Here is a 16,093-nt window from a genome sequence, read left to right on the forward strand (position 1 = left end):
AGGAGGGGTCTGAATTGAGTTTTAGTAAAGATGATAACATGAAATACATTAATAACAGTACACAAATCCCTTTGCCAATCCAAAAGTTCATAGATTTCACAAACGCAAGTGATTCAGAAGCATTTATTGGTCTGTTTACTGAGGATGCTTATCTTGAGGACTGGGGCCGCATAAATTAAAGGAGGATTTTATTATGAATACAATTAAAAAAGAAAGAGTTGCCATTGTTACCGGAGGCTCGAGAGGAATCGGGCGTGCAATCGCAGAGCGTCTCGCATCCGATGGACAGACAGTAGTTATAGCTTACGCAAGCAATACCGCTGAAGCTGATAAAACTGTACAGTCTATTCTAGAGAAAGGCGGACAAGCTATTGCTGTTAAGACAGATGTTAGCAATGAAAATGCAGTTAGTGAGCTTTTTGATAAGGTAGAGAAGGAGTTTGGCGGTATTGACGTGGTAGTTAATTCGGCAGGCCTCATGATACTTGACACGATTGCTAATTTCGATCTTGATAAACTTGACCGAATGCACCGTACAAATATTCGCGGCACATTCGTTGTTAACCAACAGGCAGCTCGCCGTGTGAGATCTGGCGGTGCTATTATTAATCTTTCAACCTCAGTAAAGAAGCTTTCATTGCCAACTTATGCTGGTTATGCTGCCAGCAAAGGGGCTGTTGATGCAATCAGTCTTGTACTTGCAAAAGAACTCCGAGGCCGAGATATTACAGTAAATGCAGTAGCTCCCGGACCAACAGCAACAGAATTGTTCTTAGAAGGTAAGGATGCTGAGACAATTGACTACATGGCTAAGATGAACCCTATCGAACGTTTAGGAAAGCCGGAAGATATTGCTGAAGTAATTTCCTTTCTAGCAGGGCCAGCTAGATGGATCAATGGGCAAACCATTTATGCTAATGGAGGAATGGTTTAAAAATTTAACTAATATTGACCTTACAATTTTAAGTAATGTATTGCTTATTCTTGAGTATGGTTTATTACCGGCGTATCTAGACTTTATGCAGCAGCAAAGTCTGCCGTAGAAAGTCTTTCCCAAGCTCTATCTCAAGAGGTTAAACATTTAGGCATAAACGTTACTTTAGTGCGAACTAGAGAAATAATTAAAAACTTTAATTCTGAGATTGATAAATGGGAAAAAATAAGTTTGAATACAGCATTTGATGAATAGTCATAAAAAACTACTCTTTAGCAGAAATGAATCTATCATATCTACTGAAGAGTAGTTTCTTTTACAATATCAAAATTTTTATATTTTAATACATATTTTTATTCTGTTTTTCCACCTTCAATTACAATCTGGTCAGCAGCTATTTTCATGAATTTCAGAGTTAATTCCCTACTCCAAATCGGAGATATATAGCCATGTTTAGAAATATACATGTTTTCCCCATAATAATTGTCTATGTTACTCTCATTTAAATGTAATTCAGCACAATTGATAAAATCGAGTTTTGCCTCGAAGATTGCTTGCTTTTTCTTAAAAAATTCTTCAAAAGACATACTCACTCCACTTAATTATATCACTTTCATTGTTTCCTTACTATGTCTTTGGAAACATATAACTTTTTGCATTAAAAAAGAACCCTGATTTCTCAAGGTTCTAACTGTGTTTCCTTTGCAGCTTCGCCACTGTATTTCTTGAAAACCTGGATACTTATTATGTAATTACAATTTATTTTTCTAGTAAATACACACTATCTGGAGTAATTTGACCATCTGGTGTATATAATATCCAGTCGGTTAAATCTTTTAAATTTAATTCCATTTCAGTATTTACTGTTAAACCTTTCATATAGTATGGTTCTTGAGTTAAAATTCCCTTTATCTTTTGATCATTTATTTCAAGAACTTCAAACCAAATATGTTCCTTTTTGTTATTTTCTTCATTTTGATATTCATCATCAACTAGCAACCCCATTTTTGCAAGCCCATGTATTTCAATTTCAGTATTTTTTATTCCATCTTTAAAATACTCAATTCTTTCTTTTGCAAGTTTGCTCATACGTTCTGTTTCTTCTATTGTTAACATCAATAAAGCATTACTTGAAATATCATCATCTACTGCTGATATATGAGTATATTTTTTCTCATCACAATCTGATTCAGATAAATATATAAATACAACACCTGTATTGTATTTATGACTTTGTATTCTATCTTTAATTCCACACATAATATCATTATTTTTATATGAAGTAACAGCAATCGGCCAATTTACCCAAGTTCCTACCAAAGGTTGCCCATTATTCATATATCCTATCAAAAATGGTTCTTCCTCATCAACAAATACACCATCTGAAATTACTCTTTTTGCGATGGTTTGAAGAACATAATAATGATTTTCATATGTATCTCTAGTTGATTGTAAAATTTCAACTTCAATTGATCCACAACGATTAAGTCCATGGGTATGAAGCCACACATTTCCATCTTCATCGCTTACCGCTTGTACACAATAAATATAATCAGGTGATGGTGGTATTTCAGACTCAGCTGCTAATTTTGCCCATACACTAGATAAAATTCTTTCTGTACAAAAATCTACAATTCCAACCATATCAGGCAGTAAAGTATATAATACTTTAAGCTGTAAATGATAAGAATCAACTACAGATTCACCAAATTTCATTGCAGTAGTTATACCTACTTTTGCTTCAAGCATTGCATTGTAATTTTCTTCTGTAAAGTTATGATTTATTGTATACATTTCAGATATCTCAAAGTCTTCTGGAATTAATTCTAGTTCATAATCTTTACCCTTATAACTAACTTTTATAGCAATATTTTCTTTCATTTCAGCGCCCTTAAAATCAAATAAAGTTGCTTCTTTTAAACGATCAATAATATTCTTAGGATCTTTGATTTCCTCTACATTTTTGGGTACTGCCATTATATATGATATTTCTTTTTCTATATTTCCACTCTTAAGTTCTCTTTTCTTCTTTCTGCTAAACATTTTAACTGCTCCTTTTATAATTATAGTTTTTGGAATTTACTAGATCTATTTAAATATATTATCATATTATGTTTATTTTTTCTATTTACCTTGTTAGATAAAACATTAACTTACGCTAATGCTTTATCTAATACTTAAAGAACTACCTATTACTACTTTTCCTAACTTATTTGATTTAATAATTTGTTTACGTCCCCCGAGGGTTCTAATGAGCGCAGCGAATTTGATACCAACATTTTATGTTTAATGGTATAATATACATAATGAAAAGCATACCTATTAAAACAGAGAAAATCACTTCTGTCTCTATCATATAAAATACAGCTAAACTAGTAATAACTTATTAAGAGGGGGAAAAATTAAAATGGTAATATGTAAAAATCTCTATGAAAATAAAAATATAGAAATAGTAGAAACTAAAGGCGATGTTAAAGTTCTTGAATATAAGAAAGATTTAAGTGTAGATGCTACAAATGCAGTGGCTGCATACTTTGCTTCAGAAATGAACGTTAGAAAAAAACAGGTTTTGATTGAACTAAAAGGTAATGCTTATACAATTAGTGCTGGAGCAATGCAGTGGACTTCAGGAGCTGTTAATATGGCGGCAGATGTTAAAGGACTTGGTGATTTATTTGGTAAAGCTTTATCTTCTAAGGTAACAAAAGAATCTACAATAAAGCCAAAATATCAAGGAACTGGTTTATTAATGTTAGAACCTACATATAAACACATTTTACTTGAGGAGGTTTCAGAATGGGGAGGAATAGTACTAGATGATGGACTTTTTCTTGCCTGTGAATCAGAAGTCCAACAAAAAATAGTAGCCAGAACTAATCTTTCTTCAGCAGTACTGGGAAAAGAAGGTTTATTCAACTTATGCCTTAAAGGTGCAGGAATTGCTGTTCTAGAGAGCCCTGTTCCAAGAGATGAACTCATAGAATTTGTACTTGAAAATGATGAAGTTAGAATTGATGGAAACTATGCCATTGCATGGTCTGATTCACTAGATTTTAGAGTTGAAAAATCCAGCAAAAGCCTAATTGGTTCTGCGGTTTCAGGCGAAGGGTTAGTTAATGTGTATCGTGGAACAGGAAGAATACTTATGGCACCTATTGAATAAGCTATATATGTAATTTCTCTAGATGCAAAGATATTAGTTAACAAGGATACTAATTATCTTTCGCATCTAGGGATATGATATTTATCAAGAAAATACTTAAATTTGTAATAGACTATAAATTATTGGAATTGCTATATTCTAAAACTTACATACCCAAAAAGTCCCTCAAATCTAAAATCTGAGGGACATACAACACTCTTCAATATTTAATTAAAAATCTTCAAGATCTTTAAAATGAGACTATTTCTTTACTCAAATGGATATTTTTAAACTAACATCATAATTCATTTTCATAACACAACTGTCCGCAAGCAGCACTAATTTCAGAACCAAATTGTGCTCTAACAGTTACACTAATACCAGCTTTCTTTAGTGTACTGCAAAATTGCTTGATAGCACTTGAAGATTGAAATTTAAAAGTTGTTTTATCCGTAGAATTATAAGGTATCAAATCAATGTGATATAAATGCTCCCATGAACCACGATTTTTCAATAAACCTATAATTGCCTCTGCATGTTCTTTCGAATCATTAATTCCTTCAAGCATAATATAAGCAATAAACACTCGTCGTCCCGTATGAATGATATGTTCATCTAATGTCTTCATTACCTCATTCAATGGAAATCTTTTATTTATAGGCATTAAATCGCTTCGTTGGCTTTCAAATGGTGAATGAAGTGAAAAAGCCAGATTCACTTGTGGAAATTCTTTGGTCAATCTTTGAATTCCTGGTATAATGCCAATTGTTGAAATAGTAATTCTTCGTTGACTTAACCCAAATAAATTTTGATCAGTTAAAATTTTTACTGCATCAAATAACTCCGGATTTGCAAAAGCCTCACCCATTCCCATAAATGAAATACTATTCAATCTATGGTCATTAAAATAGAAATAAAGTAATTGGTCAGTTATCTCATCAGCAGTAAGATTGCGTTTAAATCCAGCACTTCCCGTTGCACAAAAACGACATCCAAAGCCACAACCACATTGGGAAGAAATACAAAACGATTCCCACCCCTGTTTATACTTTAATCCAACAGCTTCTATTCTTTCTCCATCAGTCAATTCGAATAACAATTTTTGAGCTTGTTTAGAATCTTGTGAAAAAACAGGTATTACACTAGATACATTATTTCCAAACTCATTTGCTAAAGCTAACCTTAACGCTTTTGGTAGTATATGCATATCATCAAAATTATCTATTCTTTGATGAAAAATAGCTTTTGTAAGCTGTTCATATCTATAATCAGGTAATTTTAAATTTGATACCATTTGTTTTATTTTTCCATATTTTGTTTTTGTCTGTTTCATGTAGGCTTCCTCCTCACTACTAATAGTTAAGAAGCAAAGCCAGTATAATTAGCGACTTATACTACTCCATGCAAGCGTCGCCCAAAACATCTGGCTTTGCATGGAGCCTATTGTGTGTTACTTTTATATTCCCATTAAACATATTAATTGCCATTTCTACCTTTACAATTTTATTATTTTTGTTGCAACATTTTCGCAAAACGCACTATCATGCTCAACAAACAAAATTGTAGGTTCATGTTCAATTAACAATTTCTCAATCTGCATACGAGAAATGACATCAATAAAATTCAATGGTTCATCGCTACCTTTATAAGCGAAGGTCAGGTTTGTTACATTTATTAAAGACATATTTTTGTCCTCCTCTGTATTTAATAGTATAAATAACAAAGTCGGAACAATAGGCGACCTTGTTATTACTCCATATAAGTGTCGTCTGCAGTATCCGACTCTATATGGAGATTATCATGTGTTAGCAAAGTGTCTTTATTTATCATAATATTGTTTATCCTCCTTATTCGAATTATTTATAAAAAAGTAAGAGCCGCAAGAATTAATTATTCTTACAGCTCATAGATATACGTAGTTAAGCTAATCATTATAGCATAGCACAAGTGTATATATTAAGAGAAAAAAGAATAACTTTCTTGCATAAGTACAACAAAACAAACAGAACACACCTGTTTATCTTTGTATTAAATGTACTTTAAAAATTAGCAAGAAAAATTAATCATTTTTTCACCTCAAATTTCAAATTTTTTATCATTATACTATTATACGTCGAAAAAGTCAATAAAGAGCGAATCAAGAAAATCTATTTCTTCTCTATCTTCACAACACACTCTACATGTGTCTAGGCAAAATAATGATACTGAAACGCATAATTATTACACTTATACCCCGGGGGACTTTTTAGAGAGCGGGGGTCGTGAGTTATATCCAATATACAAAAAGTTTTATAAACTATAATTTTTGAAATTGCCTATTTTTCTAGGCTTTGTTGTTTCACACAGAAACTCTATATCTCATAATTTAATTCGCAATACCCACTTCAACTTATCCTTATGGATTTCTAGATAACAGATACCCCCTTAAATTAATTTTCATTTCTTAGATCTTTTAACAGTCCTTCAAACCATTGAACATTTACTAAATGATGAGAAAGTGAATTTTCCAACATTTTTCTAAAATAAGTAGGGATAGTTTCATTACGTTCAAGAGATTGTTCTATTAAAGAAATTTTCTGATTAGTTTGTTCGATTTGTATATCTATTAGCTTTTTTAGTTCCTCGCTTTTATATTCATTAGCAAATAGCATTGCTGCATAAAAAGATAAATTTATATACTCTGTCTTAGAGCCATACTTATACATCAATTTTTCAAATTCTTTATCCCCTAGTTCAGTGATGATATAATTATGCGTCTCTCTAGCATTGTCTAATTGGTCAACTTTTTTAATATATTGCTTTTCTTCTAATTGTTGAAGATTATAATAGAATGACCCTTTAGTGAAATTCACTATATATTTATAGTGTCTCTCTTCCATTAAGGCTAATAATTCGTATCCGTAAGAACCTGGGTTTTGTTTTAATAAACCTAAAATTAGTAATGGTATCAAAAAGACACCTCCTTTAAGTTCTTCATCAAAATTATATTAATAGTCATTTTATAATTATAAAATTTAATCATTGTTGATTTGCATAACTTGAGATAGGAATTCATCATATGATATTTTTCCTAATGCAAAATCCATACTTTTTATATATATCTGTTCTGCTTTTGTATGTGTTCTAGCATCATTTAAATTTAGCAACTCATTTTCATTAATTAATGGCTTCAATACATGTTGCTTATTAGAAAAAGCTTCAAAATATCGTAAACCAAATTTTCTTTGAGAAATTGCATCGATATGAATACCATCAGGATTAGATGTTAAGCCTGAGGCTGTGACAAAGTAACAATTATCTTGTTCAAAAGCAAATTTTTGTAACTCTTCATTAATGAAATTATATTCAGTACAGCTTTTTCCGAATCCTTCTTTCCCTAAAAAATCTCCTAAGCCACCAAAAATAATTGGAATATCAGGAGCATTCAACTCCTTTCTAAGAGCCTCAATAATTAAAAGTAACTTTTTATAATATACTTTGTAGTTACCATTAACACTATCACTTTCTCCTTGATGCCATAGAATTCCTGTTAACTCACTACTTTTCATCGCAAATTTAGCTTCAGTTATTGCATGTTTAAAAAGCACTTCGTCTACAGCCCACTCATCCAGTGTACTTCCACCTTCTGCGCAAGGAATTAAGCCAATAATATCTTCTTCATTTTGACGACACCATGCATCTGCAAATGAACCCGCTAGACTTATTCCCGAAACTGGACGGTCATAATTGATTGGCTCAGTCATCATTTGCCATCTACCATTACGCAACATTTGTATTCTTTCATTATAAATCGGGGGTACTTCATGAATAAATCCCCTCCCAGCCATATTTGACTGTCCTAACATTAAAAATGATTTAACCATTTTTTTCATCCTTTCTTTTTATTTAATATCTATAAAGAAATGCTTCCAGCTCTCAATAAATGTTAAGTAGTTACTTATTTAATTCATTGCTTCTATATATTTTACTAGATATCAAAAACTACCAAATTTATCATTAGTCTAATTAGACTAACGACACTTAAATATTATAGTCTAATTAGACTAATTGTCAACCATATATTTCTGCATAATTTTTAGTCCCCTATAGTTTAACTTATTTCTTGGCATTTATCCTCTTACGCAAAAAACTTATACACTCACCTAATGCCCACTATTTTTGCGTATTTATGCACCCAAGGTTGTAAATTCCCCAAACTTTTAGTCTGAGGAATCATAAAAACACATATTAAAAAAAGGGTAAGATTTCTCTAACCCTTTGCTATCGCCCTATTTCTTCTCTATCAATGCCACACTCTCTACATGCGTGATAGCATAATATCTACACAATTACGTAAAAGGTTATTGATATAATGACCTTTTAGCAAAATCTATCCCTATGAGTAAGTAATTACAAATGGATTAACATCTGATAATATTACGAGCTCTTTAAATTTCTAAATTAGATGTACTTATATAAAGATAGGTTATAATTTTTTATAGATCCTCATTGCAAAGATATAAGCAACAACTATTATTGCTATACACCAAGCAAGGGCAACCCAGATATCATTTCCTACTGGTTGGTTTGCCAACAAATTACGAATAGCCTCTACGATAGGCGTTACAGGTTGATTTTCTGCAAAGGCACGTACTGCTGAAGGCATAGTGTCTGTTGGTACAAAGGCAGAACTGATAAATGGTAAGAAGATGATTGGGTAAGAGAATGCGCCTGCACCATCTGGTGTTTTAGCAGCAAGTCCCGTAATTACAGCAATCCAAGTCAAAGCAAGTGTAAAGATCCCTAGAATTCCAAACACCGCTAACCATTCTAATATTCCTGCTGAAGAACGGAAGCCCATTAATAATGCAACAAGTATAATCACTACTACAGAAATTCCATTAGAAATTAATGAGGTTAATACATGTCCCCATAATACTGTAGAACGAGCGATAGGCATAGAGTGAAAACGTTCAAAGATACCACGTTTTTTATCTGTAAACAAACGGTAAGCTACATATGCAATCCCACTACCAATAGTCATTAACATTATACCTGGTAATAGATAATCAATATAATTTTCTGTACCTGTTTTGATTGCACCACCAAATACATAAACGAATAATAACATAATCGCAATTGGTGTGATACTAACTGTAATAATTGTATCCATACTTCTAAAAATATGACGCATAGAACGTCCAAACATAACACTTATATCTTTGAAAAAATATTTATTTGTAGATTCCATTTATTTCTCCCCCTTTTTACCAATGATTGTTAGGAATATTTCTTCTAATGTAGGTTGTTTTTCAACATATTCAACTTTTGTAGGTGGGAATAATTTTTTCAATCCTTCTAGCGTATCTAAAGCAATGATCTTTCCTCCATGAAGAATAGCAATTTTATCTGCAAGTTGTTCTGCTTCATCTAAATATTGAGTCGTTAAGAATACTGTAGTTCCTGCAGCTGATAACTCTTTTACAATCTTCCAAACTTCTAAACGTGCTTCTGGATCAAGACCTGTCGTTGGCTCATCTAGGAAGATAATCTTCGGATTTCCCGCAAGACTCATTGCGATATCAATTCTTCTTTTCATACCTCCAGAGTAGGTACCCACTCTGCGGTCTGCCGCCTCTGACATACCAAAACGATTAATTAACTCATCTGCTACTTGATTTGGATTTTTAAGATGTCTGAGCTTTGCTATCATTTGAAGATTTTCACGTCCAGTCAAAATTTCATCAATAGCAGCAAATTGACCAGTAAGACTGATAGAACCTCTAATGTCCCCTGGATTTTTTTCAATATCAAAACCATTAATTACAACACTTCCAGCATCTGCTTTAAGTAAAGTAGCCATGATTCTAATCATCGTTGTTTTTCCTGCTCCATTGGAACCTAGTAATGCAAAGATACCTCCTTGCTCTACTTCAAAATCTACTCCTCTGAGTACTTCTACATCTTTGTAAGATTTCTTTACCCCTTTAACTTGTATGATATTTTTTTTCATTTTCTTTTCCTCCTCTACAATATAGTAACCTTACTCAAATCTGCGCCTAATTCTCTCAATGCAGCTTGAGCAGTTATCATAAAGAAAGAGCCGATAACTGTGATTTCATTCACGGTTATCGGCTCTGCGTCTTAGCGTCTGGCTCTTTGATAACTGATATATTCAGTTGTTTTACATTGATTATCGTTTCCTGTTTACACTTGGGACAAAATAGCGGGAAGTTTTCAAGCACCGTATCAACACCTATCTTGACCCGTGTTTTGTTGCCACAGAACGGGCATAATATCCACTCGTATTTACACACTCTACCATCCCCTTACTTGATGTTTTTGTTGACCACTATTTACTTTGTTTTATTCGTAACCTTTTTCATGGCCTTGTTAACTTCTTGGTCAACAGATTCTTGATAGATGTCAGCGTAAGTTTTTGAATCTTTGATTAGATCGTCGCAGAAAGACGCTACGTCACTGCCCGTCACTTCGAGCACGCCTTTCCCCAAGGCCGCACCTTCTTCAAAAAGATCGATAATCCCCGAGAACAAACCAGTCCCGTCGGTTAGCTCAACAGGGCCGACCTTAAAGAGATATTTTTGAATCTCTTTATAAACAATCTGATAATCTTTCGGGAGCGCTTTGACACGCGCCACGTGCGCCCTCCACTCTTTTTTGCCTTCGATGATATCTTGTATTCTCATTTTATCCTCCTATTTACCTAATTTTTTAGCGATATTATTGTTGAGTTGCTCGCGCCACTTGTCACGATAAGACTTTGCCCCTTCTTCGCCGACCAGCGCTGAACAGAAACCTTTGATATCGTCACCCAAAACCTCTTGGACACTCTGACCGTCCGCCGCCGTTTCTTCGAGCATGCCAAGCACACCGTCAAGAATTGGCATGAGGTTGCGACCGGTGAAATCTGAATGCGGCCAAAGATTAGCTTTAATTTTTTCCCATGCCTCTTGATAATCAGCTGGCAGATTTTTGGCTCGCGATTCAAAAGTTTTCAATTCTTTAGTCATGTCGCTCCCTGTAATTCTTTCCCAAAAATTCATTATTTCTTCTCCTTTAACTCATTAATTTTTGATGATACGAACTCCCATTTTTCCCAAAACTTTCGTAGTTCCTCGCGTCCCGCATCATTGAGTGTGAAAAACTTTCTTGGCGGTCCCATATCTGACGGCTTTTTCGTAGTTTCCACCAACTTGTTTTTCTCAAGCCGCACCAAGATGGTATATACTGTCCCGTCCACAACGTCCGAAAATCCGAGGGCGTTCAGCCGCCGCGTGATCTCGTAACCGTAGATTTCCTCGTGGCTGATGATTTCAAGAACACAGCCTTCCAGCACTCCTTTGAGTATTTCTGTAAGGTTCTCCAACGTAACCCCTCCTTGCTATTCTGTATGACTTGTATTCAGTATTACTTACTACTACTATATAGTATCACGCAGTAGTGGTTATGTCAATATGATATGTTTATTTTTTTGCGTTTATTTTTACCAGCGAGATTTAAAATAATACTAAGGATGATAACAATCACTTTATAATAGTACCCGTAGAAGCTAAGCTCAAATATGAGTGCCTTTTTACTTGATAAGCCCACTGCCATCACTAAATATGACGAGCAAATGGTAAGGCGGTTGATTGAAAAAATGATAGTATTTCATGATAAATTTATTGTAGAATTTAAATCTGGTCTTACCATAGATATAAGTGAATAGAGCTAAAAACAAATAAAGCACTCTACGCTGTTTAGTTATAGCATAGGGTGCCTTGAAAACAGAAAAAGAAGAATCCCAACCACTAGATATTTGGCATTTAACTCACTCTATCTCTATATTTAACGTTTGACTGTATTCAAATTCTATATAAGAGGGTCGTTTTCCTCTATCAACACAAACAAATACGCATAACCTATACCTTAACGCAAATATTCTTAGTTCTGCGTAAAAGTCAGCCCCCCTAAATAAAAGTTCCCCCAAACTAAATCAGTCTGAGGGAACATAAAACACACTATCAAATTTTATAAAAAACCTTCAAAGCCTTTGATACCAGCCTATTTTCTCTCTATCCTTACTACCGTCTCCACGTGCGTTGATATTGGCGCAATAAAAGTGTCCACCAGAGAATGGTTTTTTTTTATTTGCCGTCTGGCAGAATGTTTTGTATTGCTTTTACTACACGCCATTTATTTTGTCAGTATCTGCATATCATATATTGAACATTTAATGTGATTGCTAACATTTAAACTTTTTAATGATTTCTAATAAAACTGAAACAGTAGGCAATATTAATTCAGAATCAATGGTATCCAAAGTGTCCAATGGTGTATGCGTATATTCTAAAGCACCATTATAAAAATCAGATGATGTAACAGCTAAACAAGGTATCCTATTAAAAACAAATGCACAGTGGTCACCTGCAAACCATTCATCACCTTTTTCTATATTCTTATGATTTTGAATTATATTATCTAATATAGACATCATGTCTTTTTCAAGGTTATAATATGAAATTGCTGTTTTAGAATTTCGGTGACAAGGTGAATCGATATTTATTACTAATTTAATTTCAGATTTTTGCTGAATGATATATTCGAAATATTTTAACTGTCCATTAACACCAAAATATTCTTCGCTATTAAATGGAACAAAATCTATATCAAATGTTGTTTCTATAGATTTTAAACTTTCCATTAACTTCATCAAAACAGCAACGCCAGTAGCATTATCAAGTGCTCCGATAGTGTTATATTTAGTGTCCATATGTGCACATATTACAATTTTTTCAAGACTTTTTTTAGCCTTTTTAGAAGCAACTAACTGTTTACTTTTACTATGTCTATTTTTAGAATTGATTTCTAACTGTATAGTGGATTCGTTATCAATAAGCCTTAAAATTCGTGGTAATAAGTTGTCACTTGCATAAGCAGTAGGAATTAAAAAATTTCCATCTTCAAACATTGGAAACGGATTCATTCCATTTAACTGATTTTTTCCAGTTAAAGAAACTATAACTTTTGGTTTTTTATTTTCTAATAAAGTAATAATTTCCTTGTGTTCATCTGGATAATAAAAAGGAAAATCTTTCGGTTGTAAAGCACTTTGAGCTAAACTACCATATATAATTAAAACTTTATCTTTTAACTGCTTCTCTCTTAGTTCTGCTATAGAATTTATAAAAAGCACCTTACCATTTCCATTAAAGTATTTTGAGAATGGACTAGCATAAATACTTAATTTAACTGCTCCGATTTTTATTACAGATTCTTCATATTCCCAAACGCTGCAATCAAATGGTAAAGAAGCGATACTATAACCTTCATTTATAAATAATTCTTCAATATAGTTTAAAAGCATATCATTTTTTTTTGTGCCAACTGGACGTTCTATTGAAACTCTTTGCAAAAAATCTAAATTACTAATCATAAAATTTTCCTCCTAGTATTTTATTGGGTAAAAAATATACCACCCTTTTATTCAAAGTATAGCATTGAATAAAAGGGTGGTGTACAAATGTAAGGTTAATCTTTTAGTAGAGATATTTGCTCAAAAATAATAGGAATATTCTGTGCTGCATTATATAATTTTTTTAATTCATATATCCATCTATCGCCTACTGAAATAATATCATTTTCTGTAGGAGGTGTATCCAATGCCGTAATAATCATATCTAAATCTCCTGTATCTAACGTTTTCAAACTATTATGAATTGCAACTACACTATAACCCGCTTGTCTTAACATATATATAACTTGTATTCTTTTAAACATAGCCTGTGAATACAGTTTTTCACCAAATTTACCTGTATCATCAGAATGAATTAAGTCGTTTCTTTCCCAATTTCTTACAGTCTCAACAGTAATTCTAAACAATTCTGCAACTTGTCTTCGTGAAAAAGAATTCTCATCAAGAAAGTTTTGATTATTAAATTTTTTAATTGTCCAAACTTTCAGCATAGCAGCTGTATTATTTGCAATTTCAATTTCATGTTTTATTAACTCTATATATTCTTTTGTATAATACTCTCCTTTATCCCATTGCCGTTTCCCAGACGCCCACATTATTTTGTTTCCGGTATCTCTAATTCGTTTATTAAAAAATGGATAACCATATATACATCTACATATCTTAACCTGTAAAACATGAAGTTTAGTGAAAGAGCGATAATTATTATTTTTTCTCTGAGCTGGTGAAATATAACCTAAATGCTCATATAATCTTATTGTATTAGGATGTAAATCAAACATCTCAGCTAATTGTGATGTACTAAAGAATTCGTTGCTTCTTATCATATTTTCACCAGCTCCATAATGATTTTTTTATTATATAATAGCATAATTTAAATATTTATACTAAATAAACAAGCGAAAAATTTTAAATCCATTTATTTTGTGATAGTCAAATTTTCTTTTTTTCTAAAGTCAATATGAATTGTTAAATCTTCACGGATTTAGTCCTATTGTCAAGATACTTCACTGAAACAGACAGCAACACTTGATTTCCATTCCCGTTATGTACTGGATTTGTTAGTTCAAAAAATGTTTCTGATTTTATCTTCCTCTCCTGTGAAGATGATATACTTGCAGAAGTACCTAAAACAAAGGACTTCTACGTATTACTTCTTTGTATCAACACAATAGTCTCCGCATGTATTCCGCTTTATTCAGTTTTCAAGGAACAACGGCTTGTCAGCCTGTCAAAACACACTGTATGACAGTATGCTTTGATAGATTGGCAATAGTTTAAAAGAAATGAGCGCATGAGAAAATCACATGCCCTTTTCCCTTAAATCTCAAAATCCAGTATCATTTGTAACAATGCTGTTGTAAGATGTTCCTGCCTGTCCTTATCCACAACGTAGTATTTCTTCCCGTATTCATCTGAAAGAATCTTTGTAGACAACTTTGCTATGTAACCCTCGTAATGTTTCAAAATCTTTTGCATCGCCATAGCGTCACCTTCTGTAGCTGCTTTAATTGTGGTATATGGCAGGAGATTTTTTTGTTTCTTCACAGGTCTTCACCCTCCAATCGCCTTTTTAATGTTGCCAAAGCACTGATACGGCTGCGGTAAATAGTGCTACGGTTTTTTCCAAGTTCCAATGCTATTTCAGCGTCAGACATTTCTAGAAAGTAGAACATCAGAAGAATGTTCCGTTTTTCTTCCGGTAGGCTGTCCAAAGCATTTGCAACCGCTTCATTCCCGACCTCCACATGGAATTTCAGAATCAGATAATACTTACCGTCCAGATGGTAGGTATCTAAAGTTTGCAGATGGTTCAGTTCCTTTTTCGGCAGTTCGGAAAACGGGCATTCTTTACGAAATTTTCTTCCGGAAGAACGGCGGCAGTTACTTTGTGTGCGAATCATGACCTTTCTTGCCAAACAATCAAATTGGTACTGAATAGTTGTCTGGAAATCACGGTTGGCCTGTTCTGTCAGCTCCTTTACCGGAATGGAATTGAAAGAAGATGGCTTCATAGAATATCACCCCCTTTCCAGCCAGCAGGGAGAGAAACTTCGGTTTCTCTTGCCCCCTTTCGCACTGACTCTCACCGGAGAGGTGATATTTGTTGCGTTTTTCAGAAAATATTTTGAGATATTTTTGAGAATCAAAAAAGGCACACAAACAGACTGTTTTTATCTGCATGTGTGCCTTTTTCATTTTTCTTATGTATTATTAAAAAACATATAAATGTTTGCTTTTTCCTATAATAAAGGAATACTTTTTTTACATTATTAGAAATTGGATTTAACTGACCAATCATACTATTCATGGGCTTGCCCCCTTGTAACTGCCATAAACCTAAATAGATAACCCCCTGTTTATTCTCTGTATAAGCCAAACCGTTACAGCAAGGTAACGGTTCCTCCCTTAACTGCTGGCAGTTATATACACGCATAAAAATACCCGCCAAACTCATGTTTTTTTTATTTGGCGAGTAGTTCATTTTGACTTTCGTCTATAAAGGTTTCTTCTAAATATATTCTCACTAAATGAGCAAAAGGAAAACCTGCCGTAAAGGGCA

At 33.2% G+C, this 16,093-nt stretch carries 20 protein-coding genes and 1 pseudogene; 4 read left to right on the top strand and 17 right to left on the bottom strand.

Translation table 11 applies throughout. The features are described 5' to 3' along the window. Nucleotides 1-14: 14 nt before the first annotated feature. Together ACZ5N4_RS15440 and ACZ5N4_RS15445 are read left to right on the top strand one after the other, a co-directional pair. Nucleotides 15-179 (top strand): hypothetical protein, encoded by a 165-nt coding sequence (locus tag ACZ5N4_RS15440; RefSeq protein ID WP_464203399.1) that lies wholly within the window; start codon nucleotides 15-17, stop codon nucleotides 177-179. A 14-nt stretch (nucleotides 180-193) separates the two neighbouring features. Further along, the gene (locus ACZ5N4_RS15445; protein ID WP_464203400.1) at nucleotides 194-934 is read left to right on the top strand and encodes an SDR family oxidoreductase; all 741 of its coding nucleotides are present in this window, start codon (nucleotides 194-196) and stop codon (nucleotides 932-934) included. Between the two features lie 383 nt (nucleotides 935-1,317). Here the strand turns inward: ACZ5N4_RS15445 and ACZ5N4_RS15450 are convergent. Together ACZ5N4_RS15450 and ACZ5N4_RS15455 are read right to left on the bottom strand one after the other, a co-directional pair. Beyond that, a pseudogene (locus tag ACZ5N4_RS15450) lies at nucleotides 1,318-1,515 on the bottom strand (radical SAM protein); the annotation flags it as partial. A gap of 178 nt (nucleotides 1,516-1,693) precedes the next feature. Next, nucleotides 1,694-2,977: a DUF4026 domain-containing protein gene (locus ACZ5N4_RS15455; protein WP_464203401.1), complete on the bottom strand. Its 1,284-nt coding sequence runs from the start codon at nucleotides 2,975-2,977 to the stop codon at nucleotides 1,694-1,696. 364 nt (nucleotides 2,978-3,341) lie between these two features. On the opposite strand from ACZ5N4_RS15455, the gene ACZ5N4_RS15460 reads away from it, so the two are divergent. Beyond that, complete coding sequence (locus ACZ5N4_RS15460) at nucleotides 3,342-4,097, top strand: AIM24 family protein (protein ID WP_464203402.1); 756 nt, start codon at nucleotides 3,342-3,344, stop codon at nucleotides 4,095-4,097. A 277-nt stretch (nucleotides 4,098-4,374) separates the two neighbouring features. Here the strand turns inward: ACZ5N4_RS15460 and ACZ5N4_RS15465 are convergent, their stop codons facing one another. From ACZ5N4_RS15465 to ACZ5N4_RS15510, 10 genes are all read right to left on the bottom strand, one after another. Next, on the bottom strand, nucleotides 4,375-5,409 hold the full coding sequence (locus ACZ5N4_RS15465; protein WP_464203403.1) for a Cfr family 23S rRNA (adenine(2503)-C(8))-methyltransferase: 1,035 nt from the start codon (nucleotides 5,407-5,409) through the stop codon (nucleotides 4,375-4,377). Nucleotides 5,410-5,571: 162 nt separating this feature from the next. Further along, the gene (locus ACZ5N4_RS15470) at nucleotides 5,572-5,760 is read right to left on the bottom strand and encodes a hypothetical protein (protein WP_464211083.1); all 189 of its coding nucleotides are present in this window, start codon (nucleotides 5,758-5,760) and stop codon (nucleotides 5,572-5,574) included. 745 nt (nucleotides 5,761-6,505) lie between these two features. Next, on the bottom strand, nucleotides 6,506-7,027 hold the full coding sequence (locus tag ACZ5N4_RS15475; RefSeq protein WP_464203404.1) for a PadR family transcriptional regulator: 522 nt from the start codon (nucleotides 7,025-7,027) through the stop codon (nucleotides 6,506-6,508). A 63-nt stretch (nucleotides 7,028-7,090) separates the two neighbouring features. Then, nucleotides 7,091-7,939 carry a sialate O-acetylesterase gene (locus ACZ5N4_RS15480; RefSeq protein ID WP_464203405.1) on the bottom strand — a complete coding sequence of 283 codons (849 nt, stop codon included), beginning with the start codon at nucleotides 7,937-7,939 and terminating at the stop codon, nucleotides 7,091-7,093. 602 nt (nucleotides 7,940-8,541) lie between these two features. Then, entirely contained in the window at nucleotides 8,542-9,306 is a 765-nt protein-coding gene (locus ACZ5N4_RS15485; protein ID WP_464203406.1) for an ABC transporter permease, read from the bottom strand. Next, the gene (locus ACZ5N4_RS15490) at nucleotides 9,307-10,068 is read right to left on the bottom strand and encodes an ABC transporter ATP-binding protein (protein WP_464203407.1); all 762 of its coding nucleotides are present in this window, start codon (nucleotides 10,066-10,068) and stop codon (nucleotides 9,307-9,309) included. It lies immediately after the preceding gene. A gap of 115 nt (nucleotides 10,069-10,183) precedes the next feature. Next, nucleotides 10,184-10,372, bottom strand: coding sequence for a cysteine-rich KTR domain-containing protein (locus tag ACZ5N4_RS15495; protein WP_464203408.1), 189 nt, complete (start codon nucleotides 10,370-10,372; stop codon nucleotides 10,184-10,186). Between the two features lie 39 nt (nucleotides 10,373-10,411). Continuing rightward, entirely contained in the window at nucleotides 10,412-10,762 is a 351-nt protein-coding gene (locus tag ACZ5N4_RS15500; protein WP_464203409.1) for a DUF1048 domain-containing protein, read from the bottom strand. A gap of 9 nt (nucleotides 10,763-10,771) precedes the next feature. Next, complete coding sequence (locus ACZ5N4_RS15505; RefSeq protein ID WP_464203410.1) at nucleotides 10,772-11,119, bottom strand: DUF1048 domain-containing protein; 348 nt, start codon at nucleotides 11,117-11,119, stop codon at nucleotides 10,772-10,774. Next, entirely contained in the window at nucleotides 11,119-11,442 is a 324-nt protein-coding gene (locus ACZ5N4_RS15510) for a PadR family transcriptional regulator (protein WP_464203411.1), read from the bottom strand. The genes ACZ5N4_RS15505 and ACZ5N4_RS15510 overlap by 1 nt, the downstream gene beginning before the upstream one ends. A gap of 195 nt (nucleotides 11,443-11,637) precedes the next feature. On the opposite strand from ACZ5N4_RS15510, the gene ACZ5N4_RS15515 reads away from it, so the two are divergent. Next, on the top strand, nucleotides 11,638-11,784 hold the full coding sequence (locus ACZ5N4_RS15515) for an integrase (RefSeq protein ID WP_464203413.1): 147 nt from the start codon (nucleotides 11,638-11,640) through the stop codon (nucleotides 11,782-11,784). Nucleotides 11,785-12,300: 516 nt separating this feature from the next. Here the strand turns inward: ACZ5N4_RS15515 and ACZ5N4_RS15520 are convergent. The 5 genes from ACZ5N4_RS15520 to ACZ5N4_RS15540 form a co-directional block, all read right to left on the bottom strand. Then, a complete protein-coding gene (locus tag ACZ5N4_RS15520; protein ID WP_464203415.1) occupies nucleotides 12,301-13,491 on the bottom strand; it encodes a M28 family metallopeptidase in 1,191 nt (396 codons plus the stop codon). A gap of 95 nt (nucleotides 13,492-13,586) precedes the next feature. Next, the gene (locus ACZ5N4_RS15525) at nucleotides 13,587-14,357 is read right to left on the bottom strand and encodes a MerR family transcriptional regulator (RefSeq protein ID WP_464203416.1); all 771 of its coding nucleotides are present in this window, start codon (nucleotides 14,355-14,357) and stop codon (nucleotides 13,587-13,589) included. Between the two features lie 493 nt (nucleotides 14,358-14,850). Next, nucleotides 14,851-15,078 (bottom strand): helix-turn-helix domain-containing protein, encoded by a 228-nt coding sequence (locus ACZ5N4_RS15530; protein WP_464203417.1) that lies wholly within the window; start codon nucleotides 15,076-15,078, stop codon nucleotides 14,851-14,853. Then, nucleotides 15,075-15,545: an RNA polymerase sigma factor gene (locus ACZ5N4_RS15535; protein ID WP_464203418.1), complete on the bottom strand. Its 471-nt coding sequence runs from the start codon at nucleotides 15,543-15,545 to the stop codon at nucleotides 15,075-15,077. The genes ACZ5N4_RS15530 and ACZ5N4_RS15535 overlap by 4 nt, the downstream gene beginning before the upstream one ends. Nucleotides 15,546-15,676: 131 nt before the next feature. After that, nucleotides 15,677-15,988, bottom strand: a complete 312-nt coding sequence (locus ACZ5N4_RS15540) for a hypothetical protein (protein ID WP_464203419.1) — start codon at nucleotides 15,986-15,988, stop codon at nucleotides 15,677-15,679. Nucleotides 15,989-16,093 lie beyond the last annotated feature (105 nt).

The organism is Clostridium nitrophenolicum (assembly GCF_055391695.1).